13 protein-coding genes are annotated in these 19,275 nt (G+C 71.8%); 5 read left to right on the top strand and 8 right to left on the bottom strand.

The annotated features are described in order from the left end of the window. Positions 1 to 22 precede the first annotated feature (22 nt). Entirely contained in the window at positions 23 to 1,618 is a 1,596-nt protein-coding gene (locus ABZ194_RS06025; RefSeq protein ID WP_355592836.1) for an MFS transporter, read from the bottom strand. Between the two features lie 339 nt (positions 1,619 to 1,957). Here ABZ194_RS06025 and ABZ194_RS06020 point away from each other — a divergent pair, with 339 nt between their 5' ends. Together ABZ194_RS06020 and ABZ194_RS06015 are read left to right on the top strand one after the other, a co-directional pair. After that, positions 1,958 to 3,976 carry a carbamoyltransferase C-terminal domain-containing protein gene (locus ABZ194_RS06020; protein ID WP_355592834.1) on the top strand — a complete coding sequence of 673 codons (2,019 nt, stop codon included), beginning with the start codon at positions 1,958 to 1,960 and terminating at the stop codon, positions 3,974 to 3,976. A gap of 112 nt (positions 3,977 to 4,088) precedes the next feature. After that, a complete protein-coding gene (locus ABZ194_RS06015; RefSeq protein WP_355592832.1) occupies positions 4,089 to 4,892 on the top strand; it encodes a TIGR03084 family metal-binding protein in 804 nt (267 codons plus the stop codon). A 44-nt stretch (positions 4,893 to 4,936) separates the two neighbouring features. Here the strand turns inward: ABZ194_RS06015 and ABZ194_RS06010 are convergent, their stop codons facing one another. After that, positions 4,937 to 6,337, bottom strand: coding sequence for an FAD-binding monooxygenase (locus tag ABZ194_RS06010; protein WP_355592830.1), 1,401 nt, complete (start codon positions 6,335 to 6,337; stop codon positions 4,937 to 4,939). Positions 6,338 to 6,366: 29 nt separating this feature from the next. Beyond that, on the bottom strand, positions 6,367 to 7,548 hold the full coding sequence (locus ABZ194_RS06005; protein WP_355592828.1) for an acyl-CoA dehydrogenase family protein: 1,182 nt from the start codon (positions 7,546 to 7,548) through the stop codon (positions 6,367 to 6,369). A gap of 373 nt (positions 7,549 to 7,921) precedes the next feature. Between ABZ194_RS06005 and ABZ194_RS06000 the strand changes: the two genes are divergently transcribed. After that, positions 7,922 to 9,640, top strand: coding sequence for a hypothetical protein (locus tag ABZ194_RS06000; protein WP_355592826.1), 1,719 nt, complete (start codon positions 7,922 to 7,924; stop codon positions 9,638 to 9,640). Positions 9,641 to 9,659: 19 nt separating this feature from the next. Beyond that, positions 9,660 to 11,630, top strand: coding sequence for a hypothetical protein (locus ABZ194_RS05995; protein ID WP_355592824.1), 1,971 nt, complete (start codon positions 9,660 to 9,662; stop codon positions 11,628 to 11,630). Positions 11,631 to 11,664: 34 nt separating this feature from the next. On the opposite strand, the gene rfbA is transcribed toward ABZ194_RS05995, so the two are convergent. The 3 genes from rfbA to ABZ194_RS05980 form a co-directional block, all read right to left on the bottom strand. Beyond that, positions 11,665 to 12,540, bottom strand: a complete 876-nt coding sequence (gene rfbA, locus ABZ194_RS05990) for a glucose-1-phosphate thymidylyltransferase RfbA (RefSeq protein ID WP_355592822.1) — start codon at positions 12,538 to 12,540, stop codon at positions 11,665 to 11,667. A 167-nt stretch (positions 12,541 to 12,707) separates the two neighbouring features. Next, entirely contained in the window at positions 12,708 to 14,066 is a 1,359-nt protein-coding gene (locus ABZ194_RS05985) for an activator-dependent family glycosyltransferase (protein WP_355592820.1), read from the bottom strand. Positions 14,067 to 14,201: 135 nt separating this feature from the next. Continuing rightward, positions 14,202 to 15,359 carry an epoxide hydrolase family protein gene (locus ABZ194_RS05980; protein ID WP_355592818.1) on the bottom strand — a complete coding sequence of 386 codons (1,158 nt, stop codon included), beginning with the start codon at positions 15,357 to 15,359 and terminating at the stop codon, positions 14,202 to 14,204. Positions 15,360 to 15,675: 316 nt separating this feature from the next. Between ABZ194_RS05980 and ABZ194_RS05975 the strand changes: the two genes are divergently transcribed. Then, the gene (locus ABZ194_RS05975; RefSeq protein ID WP_355592816.1) at positions 15,676 to 16,035 is read left to right on the top strand and encodes a hypothetical protein; all 360 of its coding nucleotides are present in this window, start codon (positions 15,676 to 15,678) and stop codon (positions 16,033 to 16,035) included. Positions 16,036 to 16,097: 62 nt separating this feature from the next. Here ABZ194_RS05975 and ABZ194_RS05970 read toward each other — a convergent pair whose 3' ends face one another. After that, positions 16,098 to 17,348 carry an FAD-dependent oxidoreductase gene (locus ABZ194_RS05970; protein ID WP_355592814.1) on the bottom strand — a complete coding sequence of 417 codons (1,251 nt, stop codon included), beginning with the start codon at positions 17,346 to 17,348 and terminating at the stop codon, positions 16,098 to 16,100. A 232-nt stretch (positions 17,349 to 17,580) separates the two neighbouring features. Next, positions 17,581 to 19,125: a helix-turn-helix domain-containing protein gene (locus ABZ194_RS05965; protein ID WP_355592812.1), complete on the bottom strand. Its 1,545-nt coding sequence runs from the start codon at positions 19,123 to 19,125 to the stop codon at positions 17,581 to 17,583. Positions 19,126 to 19,275: the final 150 nt, after the last annotated feature.

Genomic DNA, 19,275 nt, shown 5'->3' with positions numbered 1-19,275 from the left:
GACGGTACTGCCCGGCCGCCGCTCAGTCCGCGGCCGGTACGGGCCGCACCTCCTCGGAGTCGTGGCCGGCCCGGTGGGGAGCCGCGGGGTCGCCGTCGCCCTGGGCGGGCTGCATCCGGCCGAAGGGGGGGACATGCCGGACCATGACCGCGATGAGGACGGCGAGGACGAGGAAGACGACGACGCTGATGCCGGAGACGACGTTCAGGCCGGTGGTGTACGCCTCACGGGCCGCGGCCACCACGTCGGGGAACCGCTCGGCGGCGGTCACCGCGCCGTTGACGCTGTCACGGGCGGCCTCCGCGATCTGGGCGGGGACGTCGGCGGGGATGGCGTCGCTCATCTGGTCCCGGTAGACGGCGGTGCCGATGCTTCCCACGGTGGCGATGCCCAGCGCGAGGCCGAACTCGGTGCTGGTCTGCTGGATCGCCGACGCCGATCCGGCCTTCTCCGGCGGGACGGACCCGATGACCAGGCCGATGCCGAGCCCGGCCGGCAGACCGTTGCCGCCCAGGGCGATGGCCCAGCCGGTCACCAGGATGGCCAGTCCGCCGACGCCGTCGACCTGGGTGAGCACCAGATAGCCCAGGGCCGCGATCGCCATGCCGGCCGCCATGACGTAGGCCGGGCGGACCTGCCGCGCGACGCCCGGGGCCAGCATGGCGCAGGTGGTCATCACGATGATCGACGGCACCAGCCAGAGACCCGCCTGCAACGGCGAGAGCCCCAGGACCAGCTGCAGGAATTGGGTGACCAGCAGGGTGGTCCCCCCAAGGAAGATCCCGCCGAACAGCATCATCGCCAGAACGGAGCTGAAGGAGCGGTTGCCGAACAGGCGCAGGTCAAGCAGCGGGTCGGCCAGGCCGCGCTGCCGTATGACGAACACCACGCCCACCAGCAGACCGGCCACCAGGGCGGTGATGTAGATCGGCTGCCAGCCGTACCTGGCGATCTCCTTGAGGCCGTAGATGGTCGCCAGGATCGCGACCAGGGACAGCGCGACGCTGGTCAGGTCGAGCCTGCCCGCCTGGGGGGCGCGGAACTCGGGCAGCAGCATCGGCCCGGCCACCAGCAGCAGCAGCATGATCGGCACGCCCAGCAGGAACACCGAGCCCCACCAGAAGTTCTCCAGCAGCACCCCGCCGACCACCGGGCCGACGGCGTTGCCGCCGACGAAGCAGCTCATCCACGCGGCCATGGCCGTCGCCCGCTGCCGGGGATCCTGGAACATGGTGCTGATCAACGCCAGGGTGGAGGGCGCCAGCGTCGCCCCGGCGATCCCCATCAGCGTCCGCGCCGCGATCAGCATCTGCGGGCTGGTGGACAGGGCGGCCAGCACCGAGGCGGCGCCGAACACGGCCGCCCCGATCATCAGCAGCCTGCGGCGGCCGATCCGGTCCCCCAGGGTGCCCATCGTGACCAGGAAACCCGCGACCATGAAGCCGTAGACGTCAGTGATCCACAGCTGCTGGACGCCACTGGCCCCCAGATCCGCGCTCAGGCTCGGCAGCGCCAGGTACAGCACGCTCAGATCCAGGGCCATCAGCAGGGTGGGCAGGGCCAGTACGGTCAGCCCGATCCACTCCCGCCGTCCCGCCTTGGGTGCATCGACAGTCACGATCTCGCTCTCCTCGTCGTCCGGAGCTGTGCCCTTATCGAAGTGCTCACCCACCTAAGACGGGGACCCGGCTCGAAACTCATCGCGCCCCGCTTGCTGGAGCCCCAGGTCATCCGGCGGCGGTCAGCTCGGCCCGGACCGGCGCGACGGCCCCGCGGCGGCGGGGAGCGGTCCCGGAACAGTCCTGAAACGCGGCGGAGCGGGGTGGGGAGCGGCGGAGCGCGGCGCGGCAACCTGGAAGATGCGCGGCCCCGGCCACGGGTGCGACGGTCGGGTGGTGGACGTCGGCGGACGGCCACCGCCGACAGGCTGCTACGGGAGAGAGGGCTCGGTGATCGTATGCTGATACTCGGCGTGAATGGGAACTTCTCCGCTGAGGACGTCGATCTGATCCCCGGCATGCCGGACTACTACTTCCACGACGCGTCGGCCTGCCTCATCAAGGACGGTGTGCTGGTCGCGGCCGTCGAGGAGGAGCGGCTCAACCGCATCAAGAAGACCACCAAGTTCCCGATCAACGCGATCAGGGCGTGCCTTGACAAGGCACGGGTCTCGCCCTCCGACATCGACGGCGTCGGCTACTACTTCCGCGAGGATTTCGCCGACCACGCGCTGAACCAGTGGTACATCGAGAACCCCCGGGTGGAAATCCGCTACTCCCGCCAGATCATCACCGAGAGGCTGCGGGAGGCGTTCGGCTGGGAGCTGCCCGGCGACCGTCTCGTCTACACCCCGCACCACGTCTCGCACGCCCTGTCGAGCGTGGCCAGGTCGGGTATGACGGAGGCGCTGGTGCTGGTGCTGGACGCCCGGGGGGAGGAGCACTCGGGAACGGTCTTCCGCGCCGACCACGGACGGCTGGAGACCCTGGCCACCTACTCCATCTCGAAGTCGCTGGGGACGTTCTACGAGAGCGCGATCCAGCTGATCGGATACCGGTTCGGCGACGAGTACAAGGTGATGGGGCTGGCTCCGTACGGTGACCCGGGCACCTACCGCGAGCTTTTCGACAGCCTGTACCACCTGGGGGAGAACGGGGACTACGAGCTCAACCCGGCAGCGCCGGAGATCAACCTGGTCGGCCCGACGTTCTTCGCCGAGGGGTTCCCGCCCCGCCGCGAGGGCGAGGCGCCGACCCGCCGGCACATGGACTTCGCCGCCGGTCTCCAGGAGATGCTGGAGAGGATCGTCCTGCACGTGCTGAGTCACTGGGCGGGGTCCACCGGGCTGCCGAAGCTCTGCTTCACCGGAGGCGTCGCCCACAACAGCAGTCTCAACGGCGTGATTTTGCGGTCCGGCCTGTTCGAGGAGGTGTTCGTCCACCCCTCGTCGCACGACGCGGGCGCGGCCGAGGGCGCGGCGATCTCCGCCGCCTACCGGCTCGGCGCGGCCCCCTACGACCTGCCGCGGCTGCGCAGCGCGAGCCTGGGGCCGTCACTGGGCGAGGCGGCCCAGATCAAGGAGACGCTGGAGTCGTGGCGGGCTCTGATCGACTTCGAGTACGCCGCGGACGTCGTGGAGAGCGCGGCCGGGCTTCTCGCGGCCGGTGCCGTACTGGGCTGGGCGCAGGGTGAGTCGGAGTTCGGTCCCCGGGCGCTGGGAAACCGCAGCATCGTCGCGGACGCACGCCCGAGTGAGAACCGGCAGAAGATCAACGCGATGGTCAAGAAGCGGGAGAGCTTCCGGCCGTTCGCCCCGGTGGTCACGCCCGAGGCGGCCCACGACTACTTCGACCTGCCCAAGACCTCGGCCGACTACGACTTCATGTCCTTCGTGGTGGACGTGCGCGAGGACCGCAGGGACGAGCTGGGCGCGGTGACGCACATCGACGGAACGGCGCGCCTGCAGATCGTCGACCCGGCGACGAACGAGAGGTTCCACCAGCTGATCGAGCGGTTCGGCGAACTCACCGGGACCCCGGTGCTGCTGAACACGTCGTTCAACAACAACGCCGAGCCGATCGTGCAGACCGTCGAGGACGTCCTGACGTGTTTCCTGACGACCGGCCTCGACGCCCTGGTGATCGAGGACTTCCTGATCCGCCGCCGTTCGGAACGTCCCCTGGCGTTCGACGACTTCGTCCTCCGGTTCCGGCCGGTGACCAGGCTGGCCAGGTCGTTCCGGCTGACGGCCGACGGGGAGCGCGAGGTCGTCCGGGAGATCTACCTGGACTACTCGACCGGCCCGCGGGCCGGGATCTCGCCCGAGGTCCACGCCCTGCTGGAGGCCGTCGACGGATCGTCCACGGTCTCCTCACTGGCGAGTCGCGCCGGTGTGATCCTGAACGACGACGTCAGGACGGAGATCCACGCCCTCTGGCAGACGAGGTTCTTCGCGCTCGGCCCGAACCCGGCCTAGGACGGCGTCCGCCCTCCGCCGGGAACGCGCGGAGCGGCCCGTCGCGAGAGCCGGAACACCCGGAGTGACCCAGACCTCGGGACACCCCTTTCCCCAGCGAGAGGACAGAACCGTGACCAACCCGCAGGACGTGCTCTCCGACCTGGCCGCGGAGGGCGACGAGGTCGACGGCCTGGTGGCCGGCCTCGCCCCCTCCCAGTGGGAGCTGCCCACCCCCGCGCCCGGATGGACGATCGCGCATCAGATCGCCCACCTGGCCGCGACCTTCCGGATGGCCGCGCTGGCGGCGTCCGATCAGGAGGCGTTCAACGCGCTGCTCGCCCGGCTCGGCGACGACTTCGAGGCGAACGTCCACGGCGCGCTCGCGCCGTTCCTGGCCGACCCGCCGGAGGTACTGTCGGCCCGCTGGCGGGCCGAGCGCGAAGCCGCGATCAAGGCGCTCGCCGCCGTGCCCCCCGACCGGACGGTGCCCTGGCTGGTCAGACCGCTGCCGCCCGCCGTTCTCGCGGCGGCCGGGCTGATGGAGCTGTTCGGACACGGCCAGGACATCGCCGACACGCTCGGAGTACGGCGGGAGCCGACCGACCGGATCCGGCACCTGGCCGGGTTCGCGGTGCTGACCAAGGACTTCGGCTATCTGGCCCGGAACCTGACACCGCCACAGGTGGGGTTCCGTTTCGAGCTCACCGCCCCCTCGGGGGAGCTGTGGGAGTTCGGCCCGGCCGACGCGCCCCAGAGGATCACCGGTCCCGCGTTCGACTTCTGCCTGCTCACCACCAGGCGCAGGCACCGTGACGATCTCGCGCTCACCGCCTCGGGGGCCGAGGCCGATCGATGGCTGGACATCGCCCAGGCCTATCGGGGGCCGGCCGGGCCGGGCCGTACCCCCGGAGAGTTCGCGCACCTGACCCGCTGACCTCCTCCCCGGCGGGAACGCCGGGGAGCCCGCCCGTCCCCGGCTCAGCCGGGCGGGTGGGCGAAGGCGCCCGCCGTCCGCTGTTCCCCCCACGCCGCCGGCCGGCGCCTCGAATTCCGCAGGACGCGGAGGACCCGGTCGGGCCGCATGAGCGACATCGGGGAGTCGATGAGGCCGAACGCCCGGATGAGCGCGGCGGTGAGGCTGGGGTCGTGCGCCGCGGCGTCCTGGAGCCGCGCCATGTAGGCGTTTATCAGGCGGACCTTCGGCGTGCGACGCCCCGCGACCTCGGGGTAGCTGAGGTCCGACGTGGCGGAGATCTCCCACGGCGCGTCAAGGGCGGCGGCGACCTCGTGGAAGAACCGGCGCGGCTGCGGCTGGGCCTCCTCCCGCAACCGCCGGCGCAATGTGGCCGCGCCGATGGCGGCGGCGGTCATCCCCTGGCCGTAGACCGGGTTGAAACTACACACCGCGTCGCCTATCGCGAGGAGACCGGTGGGGAGACGGGTCAGCCGTTCGTAGCGACGCCGGACGCTCACCGGGAAGCGGAACGTCACCGGGTCGTCGAGCGGTTCGGCGTCGCGGACCGCCTCGAAGATATCCGGGACCGGCAGGGACCTGACGTAGGCGAGGAAGCCGCCGGGGTCGGCCGGCGGATGGTCTCCGAGGATGCCGGTGAGGGAGAGCTCGGCCCGCGTCCGGTCGCCGGGCAGCGGATAGAAGAAGGCGCCACGCGGATACGCGGGTGTCGCGACCGGGATGATGCCCAGGTCAGTGCCGAAGGGGTCGTGCGACAGCCGGTAGTGGCGGGTCGTGTAGGCCAGGCCGATCTTGACCTTCTCCTCCCCGGGGCGGGAGTAGCCGAGCTCCTCCAGCCACGCGGGGGTCCGCGAGCCCCGGCCGGTGGCGTCGACCACCAGGTCGGCCTCCAAGATCTCCTCGGCCTCCTCGGCGCCGTCCCCGGCCTGCCGCCGTACCCGTACCCCGGTGATCCGGTCCCGGCCGGCGGTCGCCTCCAGGCCGAGCACGTCGCACCGCTCGGCGAACGTCACGTTGGGGATGGCCCGAACCCGCATCCGCACGTGGTGTTCCAGGACCGGACGGGTGGCCGGAACGCAGACGAGTCCAGTGTGGGACGGGCGCAGCCGCCGGCCGTTGAAGTACCAGCGGATGTCGCCGCCGAGATCCCCGATCCGCACCCCGGCCTCGACCAGATCCGCGGTGAGCCCCGGAAGCTCCTCCTCCAGGATCCGCTGGCCGAGGGCCAGCAGCCCATGGGCGTGGCGCCCGTGCGGGACGCCGCGCCGAGGGCTGGTCACCCCGGTCAGCTCGTCACGGTCGATCACCGTCACGTCCGTGTACGACTCGGCCAGCACCCGGGCGGCGAGCAGCCCCGCCATGCTTCCACCGAGCACCACCGCGTAGTCTCTTCGTTGCCTTTCCATCGCCACGGTTCCCCCTGGGAGTGCGAGTCCTAGACATACATGGTGTTGGGGCCCAGCCCGCAGAGGACCCTGCCGTACAGCTCGAAGTTGGTGTCCGGGTGCATCAGGGCGTGCAGGTTCAGGGTCTGCACGTCGCGCTCTATCCGCTGGATCGGCGCGCCGGTGTAGATCGACGTTCCGCCGCTCGCCGTCTTGAGGATCCCGGTGGCCTCCTTCGCGAGGTGGAACACCCGGCCCAGGGCGGCGCGGGCGCCCACCCGCTCCTCAAGCGTCCACGGCTCGCCGTTCGCGCCCTTGGCGTCCATCAGGTGCGCCAGGCGGTGGGCGTGGAACTCCGCCTCGTCGATCTTGAAAGTCGCCTCGGCCACCTGGAGGTGGGTGAGCGGCGCCTCGCGCTGACTGGCGTAGTCGGTGTAGGTGATCTTCCGGTCGGGGAGTCGTTCGAGGAAGGTGCTCCTGGCGGCCTTCGCCAGGCCGACGGCCGTCCCGATGAAGGAGGTGCAGCCGGTCGCCATCATCGGCAGCCGGTAGACGGACGTGTCGGCGTTCAGCTTCGAGGCGTACTGCTCCTGAAGCACCGCGACCATCGGGATGACGCGCTCGGCCGGGACGAACACGTCCTCGGCGACGGTGGTGACGCTGCCGGTGCCCTTGAGGCCCGCCGTGTACCAGTCGTCGACGATTTCGAGGTCCCGCATCGGGACCAACGCCATGATCGGCCACTGGCCGCCGTCCGGCGCGGGTCCCATCGCGATGATCACCTGCCAGTGGCTGTGCAGCGCGCCGCTCATGAAGCGCCACCGGCCGTTCACCACGAAGCCGTCGTTCCCCGGCACGGCCAGCGCGGTGGGACTCAGGACCCCGCAGACTCGGACGCCGGGGGTCGAGAACACCTCGTCCTGGACCTCGTCTGGGAACAGGCAGGCCAGCCAGCCGCTCATCGACCAGACCGAGGCGTTCCACGACGCCGAGCCGTCTCCCTGACCGAGCTGGGTGAGCACGTCGACAAGGGTCCGCCCGTCAACCTCGTATCCGCCGTAGCGGGCCGGGATCCTCATCCTGAAGATGCCGGCGTCGGTCATCGCCTCGATGGACTCCTCGTGCAGACGCCTGTTCTCCTCCGACCAGACCGCGTGCGACCGGAGAGTGGGGACCAGCTCCGACGCCCGGCGGACGAGTTCCGTCCGCGGTGGAATGTGCGTTCTCGTCACTGTGCACTCCTTGAGGAATTGCGGCGGGGAAATACGTCGCGCGCGTCGTGTACCGCCACTGCCGGTGAATGCCCGGCATCGTGACGGCCGGGACGCCGACAGGGTCGGCGAACCCGCGATCCCACCCATGACCCTCGCATCCCACGCGTTTCGGGGCATCTTCTGAGTTGCTGTGTTGACAGCCTGTACGGAGAGTGAAGTCCGCAATATCGAATAAATGGATGGGCGATCCCTTACATACGATTCTGTCGATCGTTAATCTACCCCGGCGCCCGGCGGACACCAGGCCGGCTGTGCCTTTCTGTGTGTTCCGAATTCCGGAGGGGCGATGTCTGGCTTACGGTTTCCCGTTTCCCCGCGTCGACGAACAGCCGTGGTTCTCGCCGCGCTGTCCGTCCTGGCCACCGGCATCGTCGCGAGCGCGCCCCTTGAGGCGGCGGCCGACGGCGGTGTCGTCAAGGTCGGCTCCGAGGTGGTGGGCTCAGACGGCAAGACCTACTCCGCGACCAATCACCTCACCGAGCGGGCGTTCGCGCCCACCCCCGGGAACCGCCCCCGGAAATGGCTGCTGACCTGGGCGGGCGACGCGGAACCCGGAACCGGGGGATCTCCCGACCCCGACTTCCTGGCCGTCGTCGACGCCACGCCCGGCACCCCCGGCTACGGCAGGGTCGTCAACACCCTCACCCTCGACTCGGCGTTCGGCAACGAGCCCCACCACATGCAGTACATGTGGCACAAGGGCGACAGGGTCTACGCCGGAGGGCTGCTGAGCGACACCACCTACGTCTTCGACATCGCCCGGCTGCCCCAGGTCCGCCTGGCCGGAGTCACCCTGCCCGCCGACACCCCCTGCGGCTCGGCCCCCGACGCCTACACGGTCCTGAAGGACGGAACCGCCTACGCGACGTACATGGGCGGCCCCGACGTCACCGGGCCGTGCCGCTACACCGACGGCCAAATCCGCGACGGCAACGGCTACGCGGGCTCCCCCGGCGAGGTCGTCCGCCTCGACCGGAGCGGCAAGGTCCTCGCCGAGGCGCCCGCGGCCACCAGCACCTCCGAGGACCCCGAACTGTGCGTCAACATCCCCGTGCTGCCCAAGGCCACCTGCGCCAACCCGCACGGCATCGCCGTACGCGAGGACCTCAACCGGCTGATCACCAGTGACTTCGCCGAGGTCCGCAACATGGTCACCCCGCCGGCGCCGCCGCCCGCGAACGTCGGGCGGAAGACCGTCAGGATCTTCGACATCGCCGACCGGGGCAGGCCCCGGCTGCTGTCGGTGTCGCGCCTGCCCGACGGGCCCCGCCAGGAGACCAACCCCATCGCCGAGGAACCCCACATGGTGATGGAGACCGCCGTCACCAACCAGCCGCACCACCGGGGGGCGTTCGCCTCGACGATGAGCGGCGGCGCCGTCTTCTACACCCCCGACATCACCGACCCGAACCCGAAGTGGCGCGAGGTCTTCGACGACAGCACCGCGTTCAAGGCGCTCTTCCCCACCGACACCCCTCAGGCGGGCACCGACGGCGGTAGCTGGCTGATGCCCAGCCCCGACGACCGATACCTGTTCCACGTCGTGCTGAGCGGCGGGCTCTCCTCGCCCGCGGCCAACAAGGAGGCCGGGATGGTGTACGTCCTGGACATCCAGCCCCTGCTCGCCGCCGGCAGGGGCACCCGGTGCAGCATCGACGACATGCGGGAGGTCTTCGCCGGTGGCCGCGAACGCGACTGCCCCCGGCTGGTGAGCGCCCTGCCGATCAAGGACCTGACCTCCGGTGGCCCGCACTGGGCCGCGATGGACACCTTCGGCCTCGACCGCCAGGCCTACCGGGAGACCCAGCAGGTCAGCAGGCTCGCCGTCTCCAACTACTTCGTCTCGTCCACCTACGTCGACGGCGACCACCGGGTCTGCCTGATCGACGTCGGCCCGCACGGCGAGCTGTCGCTGGACCAGACCTTCCGGGACGAGAACCAGGGCACCCCCTGTGTCGGCTTCGACCGCACCCGGTGGCCGCACGGCGACCACGGCGGCGCACGACCACACGGTGTGCTGTTCGCGGTCGCCGACGCCGACATCCGCTGACCGCCCACCCGGAGCGCCCATGTACGGTTCCCACGGTCGGCGGCATCGGGCGGTTGCCGCCGTCGCGGTCCTCGCCTGTCTCCAGGTCCTCGCGCTCTCCCTGCCCGCCTGGGCGGACACCCTCGCGGGACCGCACGGCCCGCACGGGCCGGTCTCGCCGCCCGAGGGCGCGGGCGCCGTCATCCGGGGCCTGGTCCTGGTCACCACGTCGATCGCCGCCGGTGTCGCGATGCTACAGCCCGTGGCGGGGCCGCCCGGCCGCCACGGGCGGACCCTCGCCCACGCCGCGGCGGTCACGGCCGCCGCGGGCCAGTTCACGGTGATCGTGGCCGGTGGGGCGTGGCTGGTGACGATGGCACTGGCGACGGCGACCCTGGCGTTGCCGACGATGCTGTCCCGCCCCCGGCCGGCGGCGGCCACCGCCGTGCTGATCACCATCGTCCTGGCGGCGTACGGTCTGTTCACCGCCGCGCGGGACGGTACCACGGGCGTATCCGGCGCGGTGCGCGGCGGCGCCGCGCCGGATACGGGGTTCCAGGCCGCGGTCACGCCCGGCGCCGCCGTCCACGGCGCCGACCTCGGGCTCGGCCTCGGTCTCGCGGTGGTCCACGGGCTGGCCGCCACGGTCTGGGCAGGCGCCGCGGTGTATCTGGCGACCGCCGCTCCCGCCGACCGCCGCGCACTGGCCCGGCGGCTGACACCGCCGGTTCTGGTGTCGGCCGCCGCCCTGGCCGTGAGCGGCGCCCTGTGGGCGTTCCTCGACGGGGTACGGCTGGACCGGGGCGTCTGGTCGGCGTTCGGCGCCCTGCTGATCGTCAAGACGGTCGCCGCCGCCGGGTGCGTGGTGGCGCTGTCGGTGTTCCTCGGGGGCGCCGGAAACCGGAGGGGGGCGGCGAGGTCACCAGCGATCCTCCTGGCCTGCGCGGTCGTGGCCGGGACCGCGCTCACCGTGGTCCCACGGCCCGCCCCGCCGCCGGTGCCCGGGGTGCCCCTGCTGGGCGACGTGACGGTCGCGGGCCACCGGCTACCGGTCCTCGTCGCGCCCGCGAGGCCCGGCTGGAACCTGGTGCACATCGGTGCGGACCAGGCGTCCGCCGGGACCGACCCGGCACGGCTCACCCCGGCGACCGCCCAGCCGGGCACCCGGTACACCTGGGCTCGGATCTGGCTGCCCGCAGGCCGCAGCCCGCTCTGGATCGGGCTCCGGGGAGCCGTCGCCGAACTGCCGGTCGACACCGGCGACGGCGGCGCGGGCGGTCCCGATCTGCGTGGCCCGGACGGACCCGAGTGCGCCCATGTCGCCCTGGGCCGGGCGGTCGCCGGAGTGGGCGCACCGCTGCGATCCTGCCCCGCCGACCGGCTCACCGCGGCGGACGCCGCCGATCTGCGGGCGATGGTCCGCTTCGTGGCGGCGAGAGGGGTCCGTGTCATCGGCCTGGCCGGCGACCCCTCGCCGCGAGGGACGCGGGCCGCCGCCGAGGTCCGGGCGGAGGCCGGGCGGCAGCGGCTCACCGTCGTGGCGCCCGGTGCCGCCCGCACCCCTGTGATCGTCGTCTCCGGCTGGGCGGTCGCCGACCGGGTGGTCCGCGACGTCGGCACCGGCCGCGTGGCCGCGCTGGGCACCTATCTCGCGCCCTGGCTGCTCAGCGCGCCGCTACTCGGCCCGTCCGCCGGGCAGCTGATCGCGCTGCGGTTCCACCCCGGTGACCCGCGGGGGCTGTCGTACGCCGCGGCCCTGAACCTCCGGTTCCCCGGCGAGCCCGCCACCGCCGCCGGATACCACGGCTGGTCGGGGGAGCCCGGCAGCCAGGCGCCGCCACGGTTGTACGCGGCGTCCACGCTCTCCGTACCGGGCCATGCTCAGCCCGGAGGGGCCTCGGGTGGACACGACGGACACGGCGGACACGGCGGGGGGCGCTGGCTGCCCGGTGGCACGATCACCCCGATCACCGGCCCCCTTGCCCCCGGCCCCTTGCCCCGGCACCCTTGAGCCCGTTCCCCGCCACCGGCCGCCGTGATCCCCGTCAGCCGGCGGTCTCCAGCAGCCGCGCGAGATACCGGCCCCTCTCGGACGAGGGCCCGGCGCGACGGATCAGCTCTTCGAGCCCGCGCGCGCCGATGTACCCCATCCGGTACGCCACCTCCTCCAGGCAGGCGATCTGCACCCCCTGTCGTTTCTCCAGCATCTGCACGAAGAGACCGGCTTCGAGCAGGCTGTCGGGTGTTCCGGTGTCCAGCCACGCCGTGCCGCGGCCCAGATAGACCAGACGTGCCCGGCCTTCGGCGAGGAAGCGCCGGTTGAGGTCGGTGATCTCCAATTCGCCCCTGGCCGAGGGGGTGAGTTCGGCGGCGTAGCGCAGTGCCTCGTTGTCGTAGAAGTAGAGACCGGTGATGGCGAGGTTGCTGTGCGGGCGGGTCGGCTTCTCCTCAAGCCCGATCAGCTGTTTGGCGCTGTCGAGGAGGGCCACGCCGTACCTCTCCGGGTCGGCGACCGGATAGCCGAAGACCGTGCAGCCGTCCAGTTTCGCGATCTCCTCCCGCAGGATCATCGGGAGCTCGTGACCGTAGAAGATGTTGTCGCCGAGGATCAGGCACACCTGCGCGCCGCCGACGAACTCCCGGCCGATGATCAGGGCGTCGGCCAGGCCGCGCGGCGTGGGCTGCGGGGCGTAGTGGAGACGGATCCCGAGGCCGGAGCCGTCGCCGAGCAGATTCCGGAAACCGGGCAGCTGGTCGGGGGCGCTGATCAGCAGGATGTCACGGATGCCCGCCAGCATCAGGACGGAGAGCGGATAGTAGACAAGCGGCTTGTTGTAGACGGGCAGCAGCTGCTTGGAAGTGGTCGTGGTGAGCGGCATGAGGCGTGTACCCGAGCCTCCGGCCAGGATTATGCCCTTCATCGGCTCTGTCCAAATCATCGTTGGTGGACACGTGAGGAAAGATCGTCATCTCGTGGTGGGGCACCGCCTCGACATGGTGAGGCCCCCTTCCGTGACATCGAGGCGGAAGGGGGAGGGACGGCCCGGCGGCGACCGAGGTGGCCGGGCCGCACGGGGGAGCACGGCCGTCAGAGGCCGCCCGGCCGCGACCGGGAGCCCCGGTGCCGGGCCGTCAGCCTCTCCAGCGTCGGGACGATGTCGTTCGGGGTCGGCATCCCCCTCACCTCCGTACCAAGTCGGGCGGCGTTCTCCCCGAACGACGGTTCCTCCAGCACCCGGACGAGGTTGTCGCGCAGCCTGTCGGCGGTCAGCCGATCGGAGTCGCACACGTATATGCCCGCGCCGCGCTCCTGAAGCCCGTTCGCCATCGCCACGGGGCCGTACCACTTCTCACTCCACCAGGTGCTGGGCACGATGAGCTGCGGAACCCCGTGCTCGACCGCGCCGGCGAACGTTCCGGCACCGCCGTGGTGGATGATCGCCGAACAGGACGGCAGCAGCACGTTCAGCGGGACGAAGCTGGTCGTACGCACGTTGTCCGGCAGGCTTGGCAGCGGATCGACCTGCTGGGCGCCGAAGGTGGCGATCACCTCGATGTCGAGGCCGTCCACCGCCTCGATGAGCGTGCCGACCGGGGCCTCGACCCGACCGGCGTCGCGGTGCGAGTTGCCGAGGGTGATGCAGACCCGCCGGCGGGCGGGCTTGTCGTACAGCCACCGCGGAGCCATGGCGGGGCCGTTGAACGGCAGATGCCGCATCGGGAGGTAGTGAATGCCCGCGGGGTGGTACGTCCACCAGGGCATGGGGTCGATGGTCCACTGGCCGACCGCCATGTCCTCGCCGAAGTCGCAGCCGAACCGCTCCAGCTTCGGCTCCAGCCAGTTGTACAGCGGGCCGCCGGAGCCCCTCAGTTTCTCCGGTATCGCCGACCACAGCTGCCCCACCCCGTCGGTGGCCAGCAGCAGGCGGGCGTGCGCCGCGCCGCCGGCGCGTGCCACCACCGGGCCGGCGTAGGTCAGCATGTCCCAGATCACCAGATCCGGCTCCCACGCGCGGGCGAAGTCCACCAGGTCGTCGAAGAGGGGGTCCGGGCACATGACCGGGAAAAGGTTCGTGACCAGCGACTCGAACTCGGCGCCCGGGTCGTCCCCGGCGTAGTCGCTCTGCCGCGGATTGCGCCGATGCCCATGCTCGGGGGCGTCGCCGACCGGCTGTTTCGAGGCATCCCCGGCCGCCGCTCGCACGTCCGGCTCCTGCCCCGGATCGCGCTCCCTCTCCGGTTCCTTCTCGTTCATCCGTGAGGTCAGCCGGACCTCCTCCGGTTCCCCCAGTTCCACGCCGGTGAGGCCAGTGGGGGTGATGACGTCTGCCAGGCCGGACTGGCCGACCACGCACACCTCGTGCCCCGCTGTCTGGAGCGCCCATGCCAGCGGGGCCGCTATGTGCAGGTGTGACTTGTCGGCGACGGTGAGAAAGAGGACGCGCATCGGGATCCTTCCATCTGCTGACGAGCGGTCAGGAACGGTCGCGTGCCGGTGGGGGCGGGGTCGCGTCCGGGGCCGGGACCGTGGCAGGGAGCGCGGCCGGGTGACACCGGCCGCCCTGAGCGATCGCGCGGCCTGTCATCGCAGCGTCCGGGAGAACGCCCGCACATCGCCGACCAGCAGTCCGGGCTGCTCCATGGCGGCGAAGTGACCGCCGCGATCGAACTCGGTCCAGCGGGTGATCGTGGGGACGGCCCGCTCGGCGAAGGCCCGGATGGGGCGAGTGGCGTCCGCCGGGAAGACCGCCACCCCGACCGGCACGGTGAGCGGCCACGGCCCACCCCACGTTCTCGCGAAGTCGAGGCTGAGGCGGGCGGACTCGTAGTACAGCTGGGCGCTCGATCCCGCGGTCGCGGTGAGCCAGTAGATCATGACGTTGGTCAGCAGCCTGTCGCGGTTCACCGCGTCCTCCGGCGCCTTCCCCGAATCCGTCCACTCCCTGAACTTCTCCACGATCCAGGCGAGTTGCCCGACCGGTGAGTCGGTCAGCGCGTAGGACAGGGTCTGCGGGCGGGTGGACTGGATCCGCTGCCAGCCCAGCCCGTCCTGTGCGAACTCTCCCGCGTGCTCCAGCCGTGCCCGATCGGCGTCGTCCAGGTCCGCCGGGCCGGTGAAGTCCTCGGGGGGAAACGTCACGAGCATGTTGACGTGCACACCGGCGACGTGCCCGGGGTCCGCGAGCCCGAGTTGCAGGGAGATCGGCGAACCCCAGTCTCCGCCCTGCGCGACGTACCGGCCGTAACCGAGACGACGCATGAGCGTCGCCCACGCGCGCGCGACCCGGGGGACGTCCCAGCCGGTCCGGCCGGTGGGGCCGGAGAGTCCGTACCCGGGAATCGATGGGATGACCAGGTGAAACGCGTCGGCGGGGTCGCCGCCGTGAGCGCCGGGGTCGGTCAGCGGCCCGATCACGTCGAGGAACTCGGCGACCGAGCCGGGCCAGCCGTGCGTCAGGATCAGAGGCAGGGCAGCCGGCTCCGGCGACCGGACGTGCAGGAAATGCACGTTCACCCCGTCGATCTCGGTGACGAACTGGGGGAACCGGTTCAGCTGCTCCTCGGCGGCCCGCCAGTCGTAGGTCGTCCGCCAATAGTCGGTGAGCTCCCTGAGATATCCCAGGGGCACGCCCCGCTCCCAGCCGACGTCCGGCATCTCACTCGGCCAGCGGGTCGCGGCGAGCCTCCGGTGCAGATCGTCGAGATCGGCCTGCGGGATTTCGATCCGGAAGGGACGCATGCGGGCACCTCTCAGGTTCGCTCGCCGGCCGTGCGGCCACGGTTTCCGGGGCGTGCGGGCGCGGTGGTGACGCCAGCTGTTCCTCATTTCCGCACCGTCTCATCCGGCCGTCCGGCGACGCATCTCCCGCCTTGCCCTACCGGAGGCGGGGCCGATGTGGTCCCCCCTCGCCGTGCGGGCGGCTCACCGGGCGGCCGGCGGCCCGGTCTGTCGCGCGGTGAACGATGAGTTTCACACCCGGCGTCCGTCATACGTGTCAGCCGGGCTGTGGTCCCAGGTCACCATCCACGGGGAGACGGAGAGGCGATTGGTGAACATGAACGACGATCCCGGCCGGCTCCCCTTTCTCGGCAAACAGCCGCCGAGCGCGTTCGAGCTCCGGCGGATCGTCCTGGCGCCCGGCTTCTCGGCCGACTACGACGAGTCCGAATGGCGGGACGCGATCGTCGTCGTGGAGCAGGGGGAGTTCGAGGCCGAGGGCCTGGACGGCGGGCGCCGGCGCTTCGGGCGGGGAGACGTGCTCTGGCTGGCCGACCTGCCGCTCCGCGTCCTGCGCAACCCGGGGCGGGCGGCCGCCGTGCTGGTCGCCGTGTCCCGGCGTCACCGTGATCCGGACGCGGGGCTCCCCGGGGCGCCGCCTCCCCGTCTCGCCGGAGAACATCAGGGCCTTCGCTGATCCCGGTGGGATTCGGCGTGGCGAGGTGTGCCGGGCACCACGCCGGATCCGGTGTGCCGGGGTCAGCGGGTGGGGTCGAAGTCCCGCAGGGCGGCGGGCTGCTTTCCGGTGGTGATCTGCTCGGCGAGCATCCGCCCGGTGACCGGGCCGTGGGTGAGCCCCCACATGCCGTGCCCGCCGGCGACGAACCGGCCCGGGGCGTTGGTGGCTCCGATCAGCGGCCGGCCGTCGGGGGTGACGGGGCGGGGGCCGACCCAGGTGTCGGTGCGCTCCTCCCACGAGACGCCGGTGAGCAGCGACCGGGCGGACTTGATGATCGCGTCGACGCGTCTCGGGAACAGCGGGGCGTCGGCGTCACGGAACTCCATCGTTCCGGCCACCCGCAGCTTGCCCTGGTACGGCGTGCAGGCCACCCGTACGGCGGGCAGGTAGATCGGCCCGGACACGGGTTCGTCGGTCGGTACGGTGAACGAGTAACCACGCCCGGCGCGCACGGGGACGCGGACGCCCCAGGACTCGCCGAGGCCGTTCAGCCAGGCGCCGGTGGCCAGGACGACGGCGTCGGCCGTGACGGAGTCTCCGGTGCTCGACCGGACGGTGAGGCTGGTGGAGTCGTCGTCCACCGCCGTCACCGGGAAGCCGGACCTGACCGTGCCGCCCCGGGCGATGACCGACTGGGCCAGCGAGTGGGTGAACCCTCCGGGGTCGACGTAGCGCTGCCCGTCCAGCCGGATCCCGGCCGTCGCGCCGGGGGAGAGCTGCGGCGCCTGCTTGCGGAGGTCGTCGCCCTCGAAGGCGGTGTAGTCGATGTGCAGCCCGGACCGGTTGATCCGCTGGAGCTCGTGCAGGAGGGCCACGGCCTGCCGGGGGGTCTTGAACGCGGCCATGATCGGGGCTTCGACCGTGGGTGCCTCGACGCCGTTGGACGTCAGCACGTCGAACGCCTCCAGGCACTCCTCGTTGAACGGGAGGTTGGCCTGTACGGCCCGGCCCCAGGACTTCCAGGTGCAGTTCACCGCGAACCGGGTGAGGAAGGACCAGAGCTTCAGATCGGGGGTGGCGGGCACGTGCAGCGGGGCGCTCGGGTCGAGGAGGGAGCGCAGGCCGTAACGGAGGATCCCGGGCTCGTTCAGCGGGATGGCCAGTCCCGGGGAGAGCCAGCCCGCGTTGCCCCACGACGCGCCCGAGGCCACGCCGTCCCGATCGACGACGGTGACGTCCACACCGCGCTCCTGCAGGAACCACGCGGTGGACAGCCCCACCACACCGGCGCCGATCACCACCGCCGTGCGCGGTCCACCGTCGATACCCATGACCACTTCTCCGCTCCGAAATCGCCGCCTGTGGCGGGCGTCGCCCGCGTGATACGAGCATCACCGGTAAGGGCGGCGAACGGTTTGTCCGCTTTGGACAAGCGACAGAGGGGGCTCTGTCCGGCCTCGACAGACGGCCCGACCGAATAGCCTGATAAATGCCGCCGAACGGCCTCGATGGACGGCCCGGACAGACCGTATCGACAGAGGGGCGCGGGTGAGGGGGCGGGGGTCAGGGCTGTCTGTCCTGGCCCGCGGCCAGTGCGATGATCATCGCCAGCCGTTTCTCCGGCAGTTCGAGCCGCAGGTCCGTGATCTCGGCCATCTTCCTGAGCCGGTAGCGGATGGTGTTCGGATGGACGCCGAGGCGGTCGGCGGCGACGGGCAGGTCCCCCTGGGCCTCCAGCCAGGCGCGCAGCGTCGCGATGTGGTGGGTGCCGTGCTCGGCGTCGTGCCGGCTCAGCTCGGCGACCGGCCCCCGGGTGGGGGCGCGTCCCGCCGAGGCGGCGGCCCGGAGACGTTGCAGCAGGATCTCGTCCCACGACTCGTCGTAGACGACCGCCAGGGGGCCGCCGGACCGTCCCGCCCGCAGGGCGAGACTCTCGTCGGCCTCCTGTCTGCTCGCCGGGAGCTGGACGGGGTCCGCGGCCCCGCCGACGCCGGCGAACACGGTGACCCGCCGGGGCAGGACGTTCACGATCGCGGCGAGCCAGTCGCGGGCCGGCGTGGCGTCGTTGTCGCAGGGCAGCAGCGTGTAGAGGGTGTTGCCGAACAGCGTGCTCCGTCCCGGCCGTGACCAGCCGAAGCCCGTGGTGGCGCGTTCGAAGGCCAGCAGGACCGCGGCGTGCCTCTCCGCGGCGATGTGCGCCTGGAGCGCGATCACCCGGAACCGTCCCCGGGGCAGGCCGAGCCTGCTGATCACCGACGGCGCGTCGGCCGTACCCTCCAGCAGCCGGATGACGAGGTCGGACTCCACCTGGCGTTCCAGATCCGCGCTGACCCGGGAGCGGAGCAGGTGCAGCGCCACCGCCCGTGCCCCGTCGCCCAGGACGATCCGCCGCGTGTCGGACAGCGGGCGTTCGCACTCGACCCAGATCGAGCCCAGCAGCTCGCGCCCGGCGCGCACGGCGACCACCATGCGGCCCCTGAGGCCGTGCTCGGGCGACGGGTCGACGAACAGCGGCTCGTCGGAGGTCGCCAGGTGAGCGAAGACGCCCTTGCGCTGGAGCAGCCGGCGCATGGCGTCCGGCACCCGCCTGCCCAGGATCGTCTCCAGCCGGACCGGGTCGGAGGTCTGCTGCGAGCCGGAGTAGGCCAGGACGCGCGACATCTGGTCCTCGATCGTCACCGCGGAGCCGATCTCGGCCGCGAGCATGTCCGCGAAGGCGAACAGATCGGTCGGCCCCCGCCCGGCCTCGGTCTCACGCCCTTCGAGCACCAGGCCGTACACCACGCCGAAGAGCTGGCTCCAGGACACCTCCGGTTCCACCAGCAGTACGGCGATCCCGCCGTCGCGGGCGTCCGCCAGGGCGTTCTCCTCCAGCGGCGGACTCCCGCGCACCAGCACCGTGGCGGCCCGCGCCGACCGGGCCAGGCGTACGGCGTCGGACGCCGAGTCCACGCCGACCGCGAGGAACACGTCACCGGTCGCCGGGCGGGGGTCGGTCGGATCGTGCACCACCACGCTGCGCAGCCCCACCTCCCGCGACGCCGGAGCGGAGCAGAGCCGGGCCCCGTACCCGCCGAGGACGTTCACCAGCCGGTCCAGTCTCAGCATCCCCGGCCCCCGTCCGCCGCCACGGCGATCCCGGCACCGGGCACCCCGCCGCGTCGGCGCTTCTCCGGCGGCATCGGCGCGCGGTCGAGGGGTTGCCGGCGACGCCCGCTCGGATTGATCCGTTCCACATCCCCGATTCTCCTCCGCCCT

Source organism: Streptosporangium sp. NPDC006007 (assembly GCF_040614315.1).
In the GTDB taxonomy this organism is placed as follows: domain Bacteria; phylum Actinomycetota; class Actinomycetes; order Streptosporangiales; family Streptosporangiaceae; genus Streptosporangium.
Note: the sequence above shows the minus strand (reverse complement) of the source record. Positions and strands in the feature narration are given on the sequence as shown.

Excerpts from the sequence above, each read along its gene's own strand:
- ABZ194_RS05985 (WP_355592820.1), bottom strand. The coding sequence starts at position 14,066 with ATGCGCGTCCTCTTTCTCACCGTCGCCGACAAGTCACACCTGCACATA.
- ABZ194_RS05980 (WP_355592818.1), bottom strand. The coding sequence starts at position 15,359 with ATGCGTCCCTTCCGGATCGAAATCCCGCAGGCCGATCTCGACGATCTG.
- rfbA (WP_355592822.1), bottom strand. The coding sequence starts at position 12,540 with ATGAAGGGCATAATCCTGGCCGGAGGCTCGGGTACACGCCTCATGCCG.
- ABZ194_RS05975 (WP_355592816.1), top strand. The coding sequence starts at position 15,676 with ATGAACGACGATCCCGGCCGGCTCCCCTTTCTCGGCAAACAGCCGCCG.
- ABZ194_RS05970 (WP_355592814.1), bottom strand. The coding sequence starts at position 17,348 with ATGGGTATCGACGGTGGACCGCGCACGGCGGTGGTGATCGGCGCCGGT.
- ABZ194_RS05995 (WP_355592824.1), top strand. The coding sequence starts at position 9,660 with ATGTACGGTTCCCACGGTCGGCGGCATCGGGCGGTTGCCGCCGTCGCG.
- ABZ194_RS06020 (WP_355592834.1), top strand. The coding sequence starts at position 1,958 with ATGCTGATACTCGGCGTGAATGGGAACTTCTCCGCTGAGGACGTCGAT.
- ABZ194_RS05965 (WP_355592812.1), bottom strand. The coding sequence starts at position 19,125 with ATGCTGAGACTGGACCGGCTGGTGAACGTCCTCGGCGGGTACGGGGCC.
- ABZ194_RS06010 (WP_355592830.1), bottom strand. The coding sequence starts at position 6,337 with ATGGAAAGGCAACGAAGAGACTACGCGGTGGTGCTCGGTGGAAGCATG.